This window comes from Nocardioides sp., from assembly GCF_047607185.1.
Lineage (GTDB): Bacteria > Actinomycetota > Actinomycetes > Propionibacteriales > Nocardioidaceae > Nocardioides.
In genome coordinates, this window is the sequence record NZ_JASGDQ010000092.1 from 22,326 (window position 1) to 37,439 (window position 15,114).

General features: G+C 67.9%; 27 protein-coding genes. All 27 read left to right on the forward strand.

Annotated elements, in window-relative coordinates:
* The first annotated feature begins 147 nt into the window (after window positions 1-147).
* The 27 genes from QM595_RS10985 to QM595_RS11115 all read left to right on the forward strand — a co-directional run bounded on the left by QM595_RS10985 (window position 148) and on the right by QM595_RS11115 (window position 15,103).
* Window positions 148-288: a hypothetical protein gene (locus tag QM595_RS10985; protein WP_415171590.1), complete on the forward strand. Its 141-nt coding sequence runs from the start codon at window positions 148-150 to the stop codon at window positions 286-288.
* Window positions 281-538, forward strand: a complete 258-nt coding sequence (locus QM595_RS10990; protein ID WP_415171591.1) for a hypothetical protein — start codon at window positions 281-283, stop codon at window positions 536-538. Before QM595_RS10985 ends, QM595_RS10990 begins: the two co-directional genes overlap by 8 nt.
* Complete coding sequence (locus tag QM595_RS10995) at window positions 528-707, forward strand: hypothetical protein (protein WP_415171592.1); 180 nt, start codon at window positions 528-530, stop codon at window positions 705-707. Before QM595_RS10990 ends, QM595_RS10995 begins: the two co-directional genes overlap by 11 nt.
* Window positions 707-1,045 (forward strand): HNH endonuclease, encoded by a 339-nt coding sequence (locus QM595_RS11000; protein WP_415171593.1) that lies wholly within the window; start codon window positions 707-709, stop codon window positions 1,043-1,045. The genes QM595_RS10995 and QM595_RS11000 overlap by 1 nt, the downstream gene beginning before the upstream one ends.
* 185 nt (window positions 1,046-1,230) lie before the next feature.
* Entirely contained in the window at window positions 1,231-1,611 is a 381-nt protein-coding gene (locus QM595_RS11005) for a hypothetical protein (protein ID WP_415171594.1), read from the forward strand.
* 139 nt (window positions 1,612-1,750) lie between these two features.
* Window positions 1,751-2,080: a MazG-like family protein gene (locus QM595_RS11010; protein ID WP_415171595.1), complete on the forward strand. Its 330-nt coding sequence runs from the start codon at window positions 1,751-1,753 to the stop codon at window positions 2,078-2,080.
* Complete coding sequence (locus tag QM595_RS11015; RefSeq protein WP_415171596.1) at window positions 2,077-2,295, forward strand: hypothetical protein; 219 nt, start codon at window positions 2,077-2,079, stop codon at window positions 2,293-2,295. Before QM595_RS11010 ends, QM595_RS11015 begins: the two co-directional genes overlap by 4 nt.
* Before the next feature lie 218 nt (window positions 2,296-2,513).
* Entirely contained in the window at window positions 2,514-2,987 is a 474-nt protein-coding gene (locus tag QM595_RS11020; protein ID WP_415171597.1) for an RNase H family protein, read from the forward strand.
* Complete coding sequence (locus QM595_RS11025; RefSeq protein WP_415171598.1) at window positions 2,980-3,168, forward strand: hypothetical protein; 189 nt, start codon at window positions 2,980-2,982, stop codon at window positions 3,166-3,168. The genes QM595_RS11020 and QM595_RS11025 overlap by 8 nt, the downstream gene beginning before the upstream one ends.
* Window positions 3,169-3,570: 402 nt before the next feature.
* Complete coding sequence (locus tag QM595_RS11030) at window positions 3,571-4,008, forward strand: hypothetical protein (RefSeq protein ID WP_415171599.1); 438 nt, start codon at window positions 3,571-3,573, stop codon at window positions 4,006-4,008.
* A gap of 234 nt (window positions 4,009-4,242) precedes the next feature.
* Window positions 4,243-4,536 carry an HNH endonuclease gene (locus tag QM595_RS11035; RefSeq protein WP_415171600.1) on the forward strand — a complete coding sequence of 98 codons (294 nt, stop codon included), beginning with the start codon at window positions 4,243-4,245 and terminating at the stop codon, window positions 4,534-4,536.
* A gap of 217 nt (window positions 4,537-4,753) precedes the next feature.
* Window positions 4,754-5,206, forward strand: coding sequence for a phage terminase small subunit P27 family (locus tag QM595_RS11040; protein ID WP_415171636.1), 453 nt, complete (start codon window positions 4,754-4,756; stop codon window positions 5,204-5,206).
* The gene (locus QM595_RS11045) at window positions 5,178-6,956 is read left to right on the forward strand and encodes a terminase large subunit (RefSeq protein WP_415171601.1); all 1,779 of its coding nucleotides are present in this window, start codon (window positions 5,178-5,180) and stop codon (window positions 6,954-6,956) included. Before QM595_RS11040 ends, QM595_RS11045 begins: the two co-directional genes overlap by 29 nt.
* A gap of 12 nt (window positions 6,957-6,968) precedes the next feature.
* Window positions 6,969-7,166, forward strand: coding sequence for a hypothetical protein (locus tag QM595_RS11050; RefSeq protein ID WP_415171602.1), 198 nt, complete (start codon window positions 6,969-6,971; stop codon window positions 7,164-7,166).
* Between the two features lie 2 nt (window positions 7,167-7,168).
* Complete coding sequence (locus QM595_RS11055) at window positions 7,169-8,443, forward strand: phage portal protein (RefSeq protein ID WP_415171603.1); 1,275 nt, start codon at window positions 7,169-7,171, stop codon at window positions 8,441-8,443.
* Window positions 8,440-9,117, forward strand: a complete 678-nt coding sequence (locus QM595_RS11060) for a hypothetical protein (protein ID WP_415171604.1) — start codon at window positions 8,440-8,442, stop codon at window positions 9,115-9,117. The genes QM595_RS11055 and QM595_RS11060 overlap by 4 nt, the downstream gene beginning before the upstream one ends.
* Before the next feature lie 17 nt (window positions 9,118-9,134).
* On the forward strand, window positions 9,135-9,905 hold the full coding sequence (locus QM595_RS11065; protein ID WP_415171605.1) for an HK97 family phage prohead protease: 771 nt from the start codon (window positions 9,135-9,137) through the stop codon (window positions 9,903-9,905).
* 79 nt (window positions 9,906-9,984) lie between these two features.
* Window positions 9,985-11,379, forward strand: a complete 1,395-nt coding sequence (locus QM595_RS11070) for a phage major capsid protein (RefSeq protein WP_415171606.1) — start codon at window positions 9,985-9,987, stop codon at window positions 11,377-11,379.
* 80 nt (window positions 11,380-11,459) lie between these two features.
* Window positions 11,460-11,849, forward strand: a complete 390-nt coding sequence (locus QM595_RS11075; RefSeq protein ID WP_415171607.1) for a hypothetical protein — start codon at window positions 11,460-11,462, stop codon at window positions 11,847-11,849.
* A 12-nt stretch (window positions 11,850-11,861) separates the two neighbouring features.
* Complete coding sequence (locus tag QM595_RS11080; protein ID WP_415171608.1) at window positions 11,862-12,401, forward strand: hypothetical protein; 540 nt, start codon at window positions 11,862-11,864, stop codon at window positions 12,399-12,401.
* The gene (locus QM595_RS11085) at window positions 12,398-12,742 is read left to right on the forward strand and encodes a hypothetical protein (protein ID WP_415171609.1); all 345 of its coding nucleotides are present in this window, start codon (window positions 12,398-12,400) and stop codon (window positions 12,740-12,742) included. Before QM595_RS11080 ends, QM595_RS11085 begins: the two co-directional genes overlap by 4 nt.
* A 1-nt stretch (window position 12,743) precedes the next feature.
* Window positions 12,744-13,025 (forward strand): hypothetical protein, encoded by a 282-nt coding sequence (locus QM595_RS11090; protein WP_415171610.1) that lies wholly within the window; start codon window positions 12,744-12,746, stop codon window positions 13,023-13,025.
* Entirely contained in the window at window positions 13,025-13,447 is a 423-nt protein-coding gene (locus QM595_RS11095; protein ID WP_415171611.1) for a hypothetical protein, read from the forward strand. Before QM595_RS11090 ends, QM595_RS11095 begins: the two co-directional genes overlap by 1 nt.
* A 26-nt stretch (window positions 13,448-13,473) precedes the next feature.
* The gene (locus tag QM595_RS11100) at window positions 13,474-14,004 is read left to right on the forward strand and encodes a hypothetical protein (RefSeq protein ID WP_415171612.1); all 531 of its coding nucleotides are present in this window, start codon (window positions 13,474-13,476) and stop codon (window positions 14,002-14,004) included.
* Window positions 14,005-14,145: 141 nt separating this feature from the next.
* Window positions 14,146-14,421 carry a hypothetical protein gene (locus QM595_RS11105; RefSeq protein WP_415171613.1) on the forward strand — a complete coding sequence of 92 codons (276 nt, stop codon included), beginning with the start codon at window positions 14,146-14,148 and terminating at the stop codon, window positions 14,419-14,421.
* On the forward strand, window positions 14,418-14,729 hold the full coding sequence (locus tag QM595_RS11110; RefSeq protein WP_415171614.1) for a hypothetical protein: 312 nt from the start codon (window positions 14,418-14,420) through the stop codon (window positions 14,727-14,729). The genes QM595_RS11105 and QM595_RS11110 overlap by 4 nt, the downstream gene beginning before the upstream one ends.
* A 116-nt stretch (window positions 14,730-14,845) precedes the next feature.
* On the forward strand, window positions 14,846-15,103 hold the full coding sequence (locus tag QM595_RS11115) for a hypothetical protein (protein ID WP_415171615.1): 258 nt from the start codon (window positions 14,846-14,848) through the stop codon (window positions 15,101-15,103).
* The last annotated feature ends 11 nt before the right edge of the window (window positions 15,104-15,114 follow it).

The window sequence follows — 15,114 nt, forward strand, 5'->3', positions numbered from 1 at the left end:
CACCGACCGGGCCATCGTCACGGCCCTCGTCATCGTCTGCGTCCTGTGGGTCGCTGCGTACGGCATCAGCGTCGCGCTGACCGGGGCCGTGTCATGAGCGCGTCGATTCGGGCTCTCCTTCGCAAGGCGATCGACCAGAAGCGCGGAATGAACCTCTACGAGGTCGGCAGCTTCGTTCAGACCGCCATGCGTAGCGACATCCAAGGGGACGCGCCGGTCGTCGCGGTCATCGGCTTCCGGGGTCAGATCAAGTCCCTTCGCGTCTCGGCCGAGGTCGATCATGACTGACGCGCCGGACTTCCCGCGCCCGATGACGGACGACGAGATCCGCCTACTGGTCGCGCGTATCGCAGCCAAGGAGCGAACAATCGGCATCCGAGCGGTTCGACGGCAGGCTAACGCCATCCGCGCCGAGTACGGGATGCCCACCGTCGAGGCCGAGAGCCTGCGCCGGTCAATGGAGGCCCTCGCTCTCGCTGGCCGTCGCATACGCGCGGCCCTCGATGCGTTCGGGGAGGCGTGGAACCGTGAAGCCTGAGAAGCCGATCCCCGTCCTCGACCACACCGGCCGGAAGATCGGCGTCTGCACCGAGCTGACGATCGACGCAGACGGCGTCGTACGCGGCATCGTCCGGCTACACCCCTCGCTCCCGAACGCCGTCGTCCCGGTCGCCCCCGCAAGCCTCCCCCGACAGGAGGCCGACTGATGCCCCGCAAGAACAACGGCGGCGACCCCGGCAACGCCGAGGACCGCCGACGCCGCCGCGAGTGGCTCGTGCAGACCTACCGCGCCGACGTGGACGCCGGTCCCATTGAGGGTCTCTTTTCCAAGCGGTTCCGGCCCGTGGCTCGGGGCACAGGAGTCCCGGCCTGCCGGTGCTACCGGTGCGGCCGCCTCCTGACCGTCGACACTCTTTCGGTCGACCGGATCAAGCCGGGCATCAAGGGCGGCACCTACCGGCGCGACAACATCCGGCCGTCGTGCAGCCCGTGCGCCACCGACACCGGCAACGAGCTCAAGCGGCAGATGCGGCGGGCGTCATGAACGGCGACAGCATCGGCGCGCTCGTCATGGCAGTCGCCGCCGTCGTCCTGCTCGCATGGGGCTTCTGGCGCGAGTTCAGGAGGCACCCGTGAACACTCTCGCCTGGGTCGTCGTCGGCATTGTCCTGTGGCTCGCCCTCCAGTTGCCCGCCGCCGTCATCATCGGCCGCTACCTCAGGGGACGCCATGACTGAGCTGGCTTCCTACTTCGTGCCGTTGCCGTGGTCGACGCCGCCCCTCTCGCAGAACGACCGGGGCGGATGGCAGGGCCGACACGACGCCATCGCGGACACGATTCACGAGGCACGGTGGGTTATCAGGGCCGCAAAGCTCCCGCGGATCGACCGGGCCGAGGTCACGATCCACTACTGGATTCCCGACAACCGGCGACGTGACGGCGACAACCTCGCGCCAACTCTCAAGGCGTGCCTAGACGCCCTCGTTCAGGAGCACGTCCTGACCGATGACTCGTGGCGTCACGTCCCCTACTCGGGTCACGCCATGCACCCGCCCACGCCCACACCCCCGCACGGTGGCCGTCTCGTCCTTGAGGTCACGCCGCGATGAAGTGCCCGCTGAACCGCCGCGGGTGCCGCGGGTGGACCGACTGCCCGGCGTGCGAGGACGCCGCCGAACAACAGGCGTGGGATCGAGAACACGACAGCGACGACCGCCTCGCTGACTTCCAAGCAGCAAAGGAGTTCGGATGAACACGACCGCTACCCGCCTCGCCGCACTATCCGAGTGGATCGACAAGAGCCAAGTCGGTCGCGATAGCGAGGCCATCACGTGGGGACGTCTAGCCAAGATCACCGAGGAGGCCGGAGAGGTCATCGCGGCTTTCATCGGCGCGACCGGGCAGAACCCAAGAAAGGGGGTCACACACAACACGGCAGACGTCATCGAAGAACTCCTTGACGTCGCCATTACGGCCCTCGGTGCCGTTGAGCACCTGACCGGCAACAACGGCGGATCGCTGTGGCTGCTGGCCGCCAAGATCTCCACCGTCGCCAAGCGGGCAGGACTCGTCCCATGACCGCTCACGCCTTCGCCGCCCGCTACCCGGGCAGGTGCGCCGCCTGCGACGCCGGGATCGAGGTCGATGACCTGCTCGTCTATGACGAGGATCGGCAGGTCGTCCACGCCGACTGTGCAGAGTCGGTGAACCGCCACCGAATCAAGCCGCGCCCGGTCTGCCCGCGGTGCTTCATCACCAAGGCGGCCAACGGGTCGTGTGGTTGCGATGCCTGACTTGCTCAAGTGCTCGTCCGAGAGGTGCGACAAGGTCGCCGCCGAGTCGCTGATCCTTCGTGGAATGCCTGGCCACGTCCACGACTGCCCGGAACACGCGCACGATGTCCGCGAGTGGTGCGACGTGGTCACGTCTCGTCCGATCATCGAGGGACGATGCTCGGTTTCGCCATGCACGGGCAACGTAGCCGTGTACGTCGCAGAACCGACTCCGCTCGATGTCTGAGGTTCCGACTGTCGAAACGACGCATCCGTACACGACCGTCTACACGGACGGATCGAGCACGGGTGGCTGGGGTCCGGGCGGGTGGGCGTGGTGCGTGATCGACGGCCCGAACGCCGGCCTGTCCGGCATGGGCGGCCACACGTGGACGACGAACCAACGCATGGAGCTCAAGGCGGCGTGGGACGCCGTCCGATGCCTGCCCGGCCTCCTGCTCGTCGTCAGTGACTCGACCTACGTCGTCAACTGCTTCACACAACGATGGTGGGACGGGTGGGACCGCCGCGGATGGCACAAGGTCAAGAACGCTGACCTATGGCGGCCGTTCATCGCAGACTTCCTAGCCCGGAACGGCGAGGTCCGGTTCGCATGGATCAAGGGCCACTCTGGACTCGCTGGGAACGAAGAAGCCGACCGCCTCGCCAAGTTCGCGAAGCAAGTCCACACGCCGGAGCCTGCACGTGGCTAAGCGCGTCCCCGTCATCGCCTACACCACCGAGGGCCGGACACCCGACATGCCGAAGGGCAAGGTCGGGACCGTCGCCACATGCAAGACATGCGGATGGTTGGTCTGGTATGCCGACCGGATCGCCGCCGAGCGACGCGCACGCGACCACGAGTGCCGGGCGGTCAAGGACGATGGCGACTGACCCCGACGACGCCCACGCCCGCCTCGTCCGATCCCTGCTCGTCGAGCGGTACGCCGAGAATCAGTGGTGGCACCGGGAACCGCCGCCTCCACCCGGGGATTCCCCGCGAGAGGTCGAAGAACGACGGCAACGACTCATCGACCTGGCGGACGACATCTACGGAGACGACAGCCCGGACAGCGACCTGTGACACGCCCCCGAAATCGGGTCCTCGATCTTCCGCCGGGCTATGTGCAACACTCGGCCGCAGCGGGACACGTGCGCCCTTCGCTCCGGGGAATACAGAACCGCTACCCACGCCGCACCGAACCGCCCGCGCCGACGACAACCGGCACGGGCGGTTCGTTCGTTGCGGCCCGGGCCGGTGGCCTGACCGCTACCGGCCCGGATAGCCTCCGGCGCGTGATTCGCTCAACCATCATCGCCGTACTTGCCACCGTCACCCTCGCTGCCTGCGGGTCAGGGTCGGATTCAGCCACAGGGCCGGACCCGACCCCATCGACCTCGGCACCGAGTGAGCCGGCCTTCGACGCCGCCTCCTACGCGGCAGGAGTCGAGGCCGTGTTCAACGACGCGAACGGCGGCCGGAAGATCGATAAGATGTGCGATGCCGCCATGACACATTGGGCCTGCCACTTCGACCACATCGAGACGCCGTCAGAGAAGCGGATGATCGTCCACCTGACCGGCGGTGCCACGAAGGACCAGGGCCTCAAGGCCGCGACAGATTGGTTCAACTTCGTAGGCAGCGACTACCCCGACCTGTCTACCGTCACCGCCTACGTGGACGGCCGCGACGTCGGCACCGTCCGCCGATCCGACCTCCCGCTACTCGGGTAGCCCGGGGGTACACCCGGAGGGATAGGCCCCTCCCCCTGACCATCAGCTCGCCCCCGCCCCTCACGTACCCCTCCCCCTCCCCACCGGAGGCCCGGGTAGATCACGGGGCACCGGACCGGACGAGCAATCAGCGGGTGTGATGGCCCGCATACAACTGAATAGGACCGGGGGTGACGTACTGTGCCGACGTCACCCCCGGCCCGCTGCCTCGTCACCGGCTGCTCAGAGTGGGCGGTGAAGCGCGGACGCTGCGCCGACCACTACATCCCGTGGGAACAGCGCAGCCAACACGGACAGACCATCAGCCGCCGCGACCGCGAGGCGTTCAGTCGTGCAGTCCTACGACGTGACCCCATCTGCCGATGCTGCGGGATAGCGGCAGCGACGGAGGCAGATCACGTCATTCCGATCGCTGATGGGGGCGCACATCACATCGACAACGGGCAGGGCCTCTGCGTGCCATGCCACGACGCCAAGACGCGACGCGAGAACGCCGCAAGGAACCGCGCACGCGCCCACAGGGGGTAGGCATCCGCCCACATACCCCGACAGGCCCACACGTGACCCCAGGCCCCCCGGGGGGCGCACACACGCCAGCCCACGCCACTGGCCGCCCTCCCACAGGGGAAAGGGAGTCGCGATCACGCGACCCCCGCCCCCGTTTCCACGGCGCGGTAACTGCGTGCGTGGCGGATCACCTCCCGAGTAGGGGGAGGTCAATCCTTAAGGCCAGGGGGTGAGCGACATGAGCAAGGCGGCGCAGCCAGCGAACCTCAAGCTCCTGCACGGGCGCGGCGAGGGACGAGACAGCGGCGGCCGGAAGGTCCAGAACGGGCCGGGCTTCAAGCGCGAACCGCCGAACCCGCCCATCTGGCTTGAGGGCGAGGCGCTGGACCTGTGGCGGCGGATCACGCCGGAACTGACACGTCTCGAACTACTCAAGCCCGAGGATGCCGAGGTCTTGGCGACCTACTGCGAGTTGTGGGTGGACTTCGTCGAGGCCACGGCGACGCTCAAGCGGGAGGGCTACTACATCGAGGCCCGGCAGGGCACCCTCAAGCATCCGGCGGTGGGCATCAAGCACCAGGCGGCCCGCGAACTGCGAGCGATTGCCGCCCACTTCGGCCTGACTCCCTCGACCGAGCAGGCGCTCGCGAGGGGTGGGGCGGATGACGACGAAGGGAACCCGTTCGACTAGCGCGAACCCGCGGTCGGGCGACCCGCGGAAGCGGGCGGCGGCACAGCAGATCAAGGACCTCAAGCTGTCCCCGGAGGTCCACGCCTACCTCGTAGACCGGGGCATCCCGCTCCCGACCTGCCCACCAGCGATCAAGACGCCGGAGCCGCGGAACGTCCGGGGCGCGGCGTTCGACTTCGAGCGGGTCGACCGGGTGCTGGCGTCGTTCAAGGCGCTGACACACGTCAAGGGCCGGTGGGCAGGTCAGCCGCTCACGCCCGACCCGTGGCAGATCGCCTACGTCATCGCCCCGGTCTTCGGTTGGGTCCGCTGGGACGACGAGGCGGGTTCATACGTCCGGATCATCCGTGATCTGTACGTGGACGTGCCGCGCAAGAACGGCAAGTCGACCCTGTCGGCCGGAATCGCCATCTACATGGCGTGCGCGGACGGGGAGCAGGGTGCGGAGGTCGTCACCGCGGCGACAGGCAAGGACCAGGCCAAGTTCGTTTTCACGCCGATCAAGACCCTCGCCGAGAAGGCCCCGGCACTCAAGGGGCGCGTCAAGGCGTACGCCGAGAAGGTCGTTCACATCCGGTCCGCGTCGACCATCATCCCCGTCTCGTCGGTGGCGGATGCGCAGCACGGCGCGAACATCCATTGCTCGATCGTGGACGAACTGCACGTTCACAAGACGCCGGACCTCGTAGAGACGATCGAAACCGGACGCGGGTCGAGAACCCAGCCGCTGTCGGTGACCATCACGACGGCGGACAGCGGCAAGCCGGGAACGATCTACGACCGGAAGCGGCGGTACGTCGAGCGCCTCGCCCGCGGTGCCATCAAGGACCCCCACTGGTACGGCGTCGTGTGGGCGGCATCCCGCGACGACGACCCGTTCGCCGTCGAGACGATGAAGAAGGCGAACCCCGGCTACGGCATCAGCCCGTCGGCCGCCTACCTCAAGGCCGAGGCCAAGAAGGCGAAGAACGACCCGGCCGCCCTCGCCGCGTACCTGAGGCTCCACTTAGGCATCAGGACGAAGCAGGTCACGGCCTACGTCAGCCTCGACACATGGGACGCGAACGCGGGCGACCTGTCGTTCGCCGATGAGGCCAACCTCAAGGGCCGGATGGCGTACGGCGGCCTCGACCTCGCCTCGGTGTCCGACCTGACGGCCCTGTGCTGGGTACTTCCGCGCACAGACGGCGGCTACGACGCCCTCTGGCGTCTATGGGTGCCCGAGGACGCGTTGGACGACCTGAACAACCGCACAGCGGGCGAAGCGTTGGTCTGGTTAGGCCGCGGATGGCTCCGGACCACGCCGGGCAACGTCACGGACTACGCCTACGTGCGGAAGGCCATCAACGAGGACGCCGAACTACTCAACGTGCAGTCGATCGGGTACGACCGCTGGAACTCATCCCAACTCACGATCGAACTGACCGACGACGGCCTCCAGATGGTGAAGGTCGGGCAGGGATACGCCTCCATGTCCGCCCCACTCAAGGAGTGCAAGCGCCTCCTGCTGTCGGGACAGTCGTCCAAGGTTCCGATGATCCAGCACGGAGGCGTCGGTCCGATGCGGTGGATGACCGACAACCTCGCGGTGGCGACTGATGCCGCCGGAAACGTCAAGCCTGACAAGGAAAACGCCGCAGACAAGATCGACGGCTGGGCCGCGCTCGTCATGGCGATGTCCGAGGCGATGGCCGGGACCAAGCCGCAGGAATCGGCATACGAGAGCGACAGCGGCCTGCTGGTCGTATGAGGGGAGTTGACCATGAAGTACCTCAAGCGGCACGTCGCCCGGACGGTCCTCGTCGTCACCAAGGGCGAGACGTTCAAGGGCACGCTGGTGGCCGCAGACGCCGACATGGTGGCCCTCGACCATGCCACCGTCCTATCGGGCACCAGCGGCCCGCTTGACGGCCAGGTCGTTGTTCCCATGACGGCCGTGACCTGGGTGCAGGTGGTGTGACAGTGGCCTACGGCATCCGCGACGGCGACATCATCGCCCTCGACAACGACAAGGCGGGCGCGCTCACTATGTCCGTCCCGCTGACGGACTATCGCGCAGGTGGTGACCCGGCCGCCCTGTGGGAGACACAGCCCGCGATCCGCACCGTGACGGGTGAGATCGCCCGCGAGGTCGGCAGCATTCCGATCAAGCACTACCGCCGGACTTCGGACACCGACCGCGAACGACTGTCCGGGTCACCCATCGCGACCATGCTGCGCTTCCCAGCCCCGGGAACCGGGGCGGCCCGATGGTTCGAGCAGATCATCCTCGATCTTGCCGTCCATGATCGCTGGGCGGCGCTCATCGGCTACGACGCCGAACGCGACCGCCTCGCGCTCAAGCGGCTGCCTGCCCACCGCGTCGCCATCGGCGTCAACGGAGGTGAGCGGGTCGGCGTCTGGTACTTCCCGCCGAGTAGCGAGCCGGTGTTGATCCCCCTCGACCGCGTCGTGTTCGACATCGCACCGTCGGCCCTGCCGGACGACCAGCAGGCCAACCGACTCACAGTCTCGTCCCGTCTGCTCACCCTCTCGGACGTGGCCGACGAGCTGAACGCGGTCACCGAGTGGCGGCATCAGGTGCTCAAGAACGGCGCGAGAATCCCGGCGGTCATCGAACGACCGACCGATGCGCCCAAGTGGTCCGATACCGCTTTCGAGCGGTTCAAGACGGGGATCGACCAATACAAGCGAGGCGGTGGTAACGAGGGCGGATTCCCGATTCTTGAGGATGGGATGAAACTCAGGGCAGCCGAAGTCTTCAATCCCAAGGACTTCGACACGGCCGGGATGCGGAACCTGACACTCCTTGAGGCGTGTCTGCTGTTCCACTATCCGCCCGAGCTCCTGGGTGCGCGCGAAGGGACGTACTCGAACGTCGAGGCGTATCGGGAGGCGAAGTATCGGGACGTCCTCGGCTCATGGATCGTGAACCTTGAGCAGGCGTTGAACGTCGGCCTGGTCGAGTCCAAGTTCATGGGGTCGGACGAGTACGTCGAGCTGGATGTCGACGCCAAGCTTCGCGGCACGTTTGAGGCTGAGTCCAAGGCGTTCCAGACAGCGACCGGGCGACCGTGGATGCTCACGAACGAGGCACGCGCCAAGAAGAACCTTCCGCCGATCGAGGGCGGCGACGAACTCGTCACCCCGCTCAACGTTCTCGTGGGCGGTCTCGCCAACCCGCGCGACACGGCCCCCGACGACAACACCCCAAAAGGGCAGACCGGGCGGGAATGAAGGCCGCCCGCCCGGCGGACCTGGGGACTATCGAGGCGGAACGCGGCGCAGCCCTCGTCCGACTGACCGTCTTCTGGGAACAACAGGCCAATCGCATCCGATCAGCCCTCGACCTCAAGTCGATACCGAATGTCTCCGACGCCTTCGACTACGACGCCGAGACCGCAGCCCTTGAGCCCCTACTGCGAGCCACGATGCAACGTCTCGCCGAGGCCGGGGCATGGGACGTCCTAGACAAGTGGAACCCCGACAGCGAGGGCTGGTCGCCCGAGATGGTCGAGGCATACATCGCCAAGGCCGCAGCGACGAACGCGGGGCGCTGGTCGACCGCCATCGCAGACGGCCTCGCCGCGACGGTCGCGGACGACCCGGCGGGCGCGGTCGATCGGATCAAGGAGTTCCTGTCCGACCACGCCCTGGCCGTCGCCCTCGCGGGCGCGTTCACCACCGGCGCGCTCTCGTTCGGTGCCTACGACGCGGCGAGCAAGTCGGGCCTACGTCGCAAGACATGGCGGGTCACATCGAAGAACCCCCGACCCTCCCATGCCGCGCAGAACGGCGAGTCAGTCGCGATCCACGACGTGTTCTCCAACGGACTCAGGTGGCCCGGCGACCACTACGGGAACGCGGCCGAGAACGCCAACTGCACCTGTCGGCTCGACTACGGGCCGTAACACGAGAGGAACCTCTGATGACGGTCACCATGACCAAGGCGGCCCGCGTGGTCGTCAAGGCCGTAGGCCCCACCGACCCGGCCGAGAAGGCAAACGACAACGGCCTCGGCCCCGGCGAGTTCCGGGCGCTGGTGTCGGTCTTCAACAACGTGGACGCGTACGGCGACGTCGTAATGCCTGGCGCGTTTACCGACGTCCTCGCGGACTACGCGGCGCGCGGCGTCCCGATCCCCGTCTTGTGGTCCCACCAGTGGGCCGACGTGTTCTCGCACATCGGAGCCGCCGACCCGTCGAAGGCCACCGAGACCGACGAGGGACTCGAGGTTGTCGGCGCGCTCGACGTCGACTCCCCCATTCCTGAGGCCGCCGCCGTTGCCCAGCAGGTCCACCGCCTCATGGCACAGCGTCGCGTCGGGCAGTTCTCGTTCGCCTTCGACGTGGCCGAGGCCGGGTGGGGCACCCGTGGCGAGGGCGACAGCGAACGCGAGGTCTTTGAACTGCGCAAGTTCTCGGCCCTCCACGAGGTCGGCCCCTGCCTCGTCGGCGTCAACCGCGACACCCGCCTCGATGACGTCAAGGCGCTTCGCGCCGAGTACCCCCGGCCGACCAAGGCCGATACCCCACAGCCCCCCGGGTCCCCCGCAGACCCGGACCCCGCACAGGAACCGCCCACCACGACCGAGAACCCGCCCGGGGACGCCCCCGGCGATGACGGCGAAACGCACGCCGCCAAGGGCCTCGACCCGCGGAGCGTCGCACTCCTCGCGGACATCGCCGCGCTCGGCTGACACCGACCGGCAATCCCAACCATCCCCCGGCCCCCGCTCTACACGGCGGGGGCCTTGTCATGCCCACGAAAGGAACGACATGACTCTCATGCTTGCGACGCTCGAAAAGGAGCGGAACGAGATCCTCACCGAGGTTCGCAACCTCGCCAAGGCGGCCGAGGACGCCGGTCGCGGCTTCACCGACGACGAGCAGGCGACCGTCACCGAGCGCCTGGCGAAGGCCGGCGAGGTCAACGACAAGATGAAGGCCCTCAAGGCGGTCGCCGCGACGGGCGATCAGATCGCGGACCTGATGGGCAAGGCCGACGCCGACGCCCTCAACGAGCAGGTCCTCAATGGTGCCCGGATCGGGTTCGGCGGCAAGGCGACGTCGGTCGGTCGGATGTTCACCGACTCCGACGGCTACAAGGCCCTGATGAAGCACCACAACGGCTTCATCGGCGAGTCCGTCAAGGGCATCTCCATGCCCGCTGTCCAGATCGGCGGCTTCAAGAGCCTCCTGACCGGCAGCAACCGCACCGACGGCGCTGGCGTTCTGGTGCAGAACGACAACCTCGGCGTGGTCGAGTACCGAGAGCCCTACACGGGCGGTATCCGCGACCTCGTCACCGTCGGCAGCACCGGCTCCGACAAGGTCGAGTACGCGCAGGTCATCCCGGAGGGTGTCGACCCGAACGGCACCAAGTCGAACGCGCGCGGCGTCTACGAGGCGACGACCGAGGACCCCGTCGGCAGCGGCAACCCCGCCGTGACGGCGAAGCAGGCGGGCGTGAAGCCCAAGAGCAAGATGACGTTCCGGAAGCAGTCCGCCGACGTCATCACCGTGGCCCACTGGATGCCCGCCACCAAGCGCGCGCTCTCCGACGTCAAGCAGCTCCGGACCCTCATCGACGCATTCCTGCGGACCGGCGTCGCCCGCGAGTTCGAGCGACAGATGCTCAAGGGCGACAAGGACAACCCGGCGGACGCTCAGTACGAGGAGTTCGACGGCCTCCTCAACATCACGGGCACGCAGTCCCAGCCGTGGGCCGGGAACGTCATCCGCACCGCGCGGAAGATGATCACCAAGGTTCGCGACAAGGGCGGCCTGCTGACCGCCTTCGCCGTGTCCCCTGCGGTGAACGAGGCCATCGACCTCCTTCAGGACGCGCAGGGTCGGTTCTTCGGAAACGGCCCGTTCTCGCAGGGTCCTCAGACCCTCTGGGGTCGTCCCCGGATCGAGGTCCCGGACCTCGATGACGACAAGATCATCGGCGGCGAGTGGTCGACCCTCGTCCTGTGGGACCGCGAGGACACCACCCTGACCGCGACCGACTCGCACGAGGACTTCTTCGTCCGGAACCTCGTCGCGGTCCTCGCCGAGGCCCGGGCCGCGTTCGGTGCCCTCAACCCCCAGCTCATGTGCGTGGGCGAAATCGAGGACCCGGAGGCCCCGGTCTACCCGACGACCCCGGCGGACGACGGCGAGGGCTGACCCACTCCTGACCCAACCCCGCCCGGCCGCCTCCTGTGCCGCCGGGCGGGGCGGTCGGTCCTACACGAAAGGAGCGGGCCATGCCCGTGGAAATCATCAACGGGGTACGCGTCAACCGCCGTGACCTCGGCCGCTACCCGGGAACGGAGCGCGACGCCGACGACGCGACGCGGCTCACGCAAGGGGACATCGACGCGGCCCGCGTCGAAGCGCAGGAGGCTGCTGTCAGCAACCTCGCCCACATGGTCGACGAGGGCGTCGACCCGGAGGTCGTCGAGGCCATTCGGGCCGTGATCGAGGCGAGCGCCGACGAGGTCGCGGACACGGCCGCATACGTCGCCGCCCTACTCAGCCAGGACGCCACGGCCGCCGACGCAGAGGCCGACGCCGAGGCAGAGGCCGACGCGCCGACGGAGGCCGAGCCGGAGACGCCGACCCGCAGCCGGTCACGCAAGGGCTCTAGCCGCTAGGAGGTGGGGCGGATGCCCGAGGAATCCACTCCCCTGTTGTGTCCGCCCGATGACCTCGCCGCCAAGTTGCGGGTGTCTGCCACGGACGCCCGCCTCCTCGTCGCCCTCCGGGCCGCCTCGTCGCGGTTCCGGGGGGCGGTGCGGTGGCAGGTCCACAAGGTCGACACGACCATCCTCGCCAACGGCACCGGAACCCGAGACATGATCCTCCGGGCGCGCGACGTGACCGACGTCAGAACCGTTCAGATCGACGGGACGACGGTCGAGGTCGAGTGGGACGCGGACGGCACGCTCATGCGCAGCGACGGCCGCCTTTGGCCCCGTGGCCGCAGGAACATCACCGTCGATCTGACCTATGGCTTCGACCCGATCCCGGACGACATCGCGGTCGCCGTCCAAGATCAGGCCGAGGTCGTCTACAACATCATTCGCGGCCTGTCGTCCAAGCAGGTCGGCGGCATCACTCTCTCCTACGGCCAGGCCGAAGCGGTCGGCGTCTCGCAAGGGTGGGTCGACGCCGTCGAGCGATACCAGCTCGGAGGTCGCGCATGATCTTCAACCAGTCCGTCGTGCGCGTCCGGGCAGGAACGCGTCTCACCCGTGCCGGTGATGAGGTAGCCGATTGGTCGGACGGCGCTGTCTCCCGTGTCCTGATCGAACGTCTCTCGGTGCAGCCGAACATCCAACAGGAAGCGGTCGACGGCACGGCCGACACCCGGATCACCGGATACCGGGTGCTTTCCGAGCCTGGCACAACGCCGGACATCACCGCTCTTGATCGCCTTGAGTATCGCGGCCAAGCGCACGCGGTCACTGGCGATGTCGCCTACTGGCCCGACCCCCACGGCGATGACCACATCGAGTTCTTGATGACGGCATGGGAGGGGGCGTGACATGGCCTGGAACGTCACCTTGGACCGCGCAGGCATCGGCCGCATCCTCATGACCGGAGAGATTCCCGAGGCCGTGAGCGCCCGGGCCGAAGCCATCGCGACCAACATCCGCTCACGCCTTCCCGATGACGGCCTCGGCGAGGTAGTGGTCGAGCGGTACACCACGGATCGCGGAGCAGCCGCCGTGATCGTCAAGCACCCGCGAGCCGTCGGCTTGCAAGCGAAGTACGGGATCATCACCACCGCCGCCTCGGCTGCGGGCCTGTCCGTGAGGGGCCGCTGATGGCCCGGCCGATCACGGTCTACGGGGACGCACCGGCAACGATCGCGGTCACTCTCCGGGCTGACCTGTCCGCCCGGCCCGAACCGTACGCCGACGGCGTCGCGGTGGGCACGCGCACCCCGGACGACCGTCGACCCCTATCCGGGCCGACGCCCCTCGTGGTCGTCAGCCAGGACGGCCCGGGATACGTCCAGAACCGCGCGAACACGCGCGTCCCGATCCGCGTCAGCGTGTGGCACGCCACCGATGACGACGCCTACGACCTCGCGCAGCTCGTTCACGCGCTGGTCACCACATACGCGGGGCCGGTTGTGCGGTCGGTCCTGCCCGGTGTCGCACCAACCAGGGCCGCCGACCCGGACACCGGAGAGCCGATGGCCTGGTTCACCGTCACGGCCAACCTCAAGCCGCACGACCTGTAACACGACGCCCATAGGAGGGGCACAACATGACCGGAAACACCGAAAACGCCCGTCTGTGGGCGGATGCCGACGTCTACGTGACGCCGGACCTGGCCGCCACCGAACCGGCGACCGTCGACACGGCATTCGCCGCCGCGTGGGGCCTCGTCGGCCTGCTCAACGGCGAGGAAGGCTTCACGACCGCCCGCGAGGAGGAGACCAACGACCACTTCGCTTGGGGCGGCATCCTCGTCCGCACGTCCCGCCGGAACTTCAAGCTGACGCGCACGTTCGTCGCCTTGGAGGACAACGCGACCACTCGATCCCTCATCTGGCCCGGCAGCCCCGCCGGGAAGCTCATCGTCCCGCGCCCCGTGCCGGTCAAGGTCGCCTTCGAGACGCGCGACGGCGAGACCAAGCGTCGCCTCATCACGAAGCGGTACGCCGTCATCACGGTCGACGGCGACGAGACCGAGAACGAGACGGACCTGACCTCCGTCACCCTCCTCGCGACCATCTACCCGACCGCGACCGGCGAACTGTTCACCGAGCAGAAGTCCGACGAGGAAGGCGACTGACCCACGGACACGGGCGGGGCAGGTCACCACGACTGCCCCACCCAAGCCGTTCCTAGACCCCCGGCCAGGGCGCGTTCGCGGTGTCCGCGTCCTGGCCGGGTCATACCCGCACGGCACCGCAGACACCGCAGGAGGGCAGCCATGCCCAGGATCACCGTCACCGATGCCGCCGTCCGTGCCGAGGCAGAGCGACGCGGCATCACCGCCGACGACCTCACAGGACTCATGGAGTCGGTCATCCGGCGCGACCTCGCGCAGGCACGGGCGGACGCGATCAACGCCGCCAAGAAGCCACCCGCCACCACCACGGCGGAGGGACCGGATCACTTGACGATCACGGTCGAAATCACCCACGGCGACCGAGTGCTCGGGGTCACCCAGCAGCACGTCGCCATCCCTCGAAAGGACACCGTATGAACCAGCACAACGACAAGCCGACCGTCGACTTCAACCTCGACACCTACCGGAACGAGGTCGAGACGAACCCGTTCGTCGTCGTCCACGGCGGCAAGCCGTTCACGTTCCCCCACCTCGACGAGCTCGACGGGTGGCAGATCGCCGAAGCGTTCGCGGGCGGTCAGGCCGGGGCCGACGTCGAGGTCATCAAGACCGCCCTCGGCGAGGACTTCGCGAAGTTCAAGAACGCCGCCAAGCTCCGCCGTGGCCCGATGAACGCCATGCTCAAGGCCTACCTCGCCCACTGTGGGATCGACTCGGGAAACTGACCAACCTCGTACAGGTCGCGGCGCGCTACCCGCACGAACTGCGAGCGGACTTCCGCCGGTTCTACGGAATCCCTTTCTCAGATGTCGTGCGGGGGCGCGTCTCCCTGTCCGAGGGCGTGTCCCTGTTCGTAGACCTACTCGCGAACCCCAACTCCTCGGTAGCCCGTGCCCTCAACGGCGACGAGCGTCCGTGGCTGATCGGTGACTACCTAACCGCGCATGTGTGGTCCGCCCTCACGGGCGAGAAACACCCGGCATTGCCGAAGAACGCGAAGCGGTCGCAGCGCGACCCCGAGCGCGCCGCCGCCCGCCGCCGAGCCATCGAACGGAAGCGGCAACGCGAGCGCGACATCGCGGAGGGCCGGATCACCTAACCAGAAGGAGG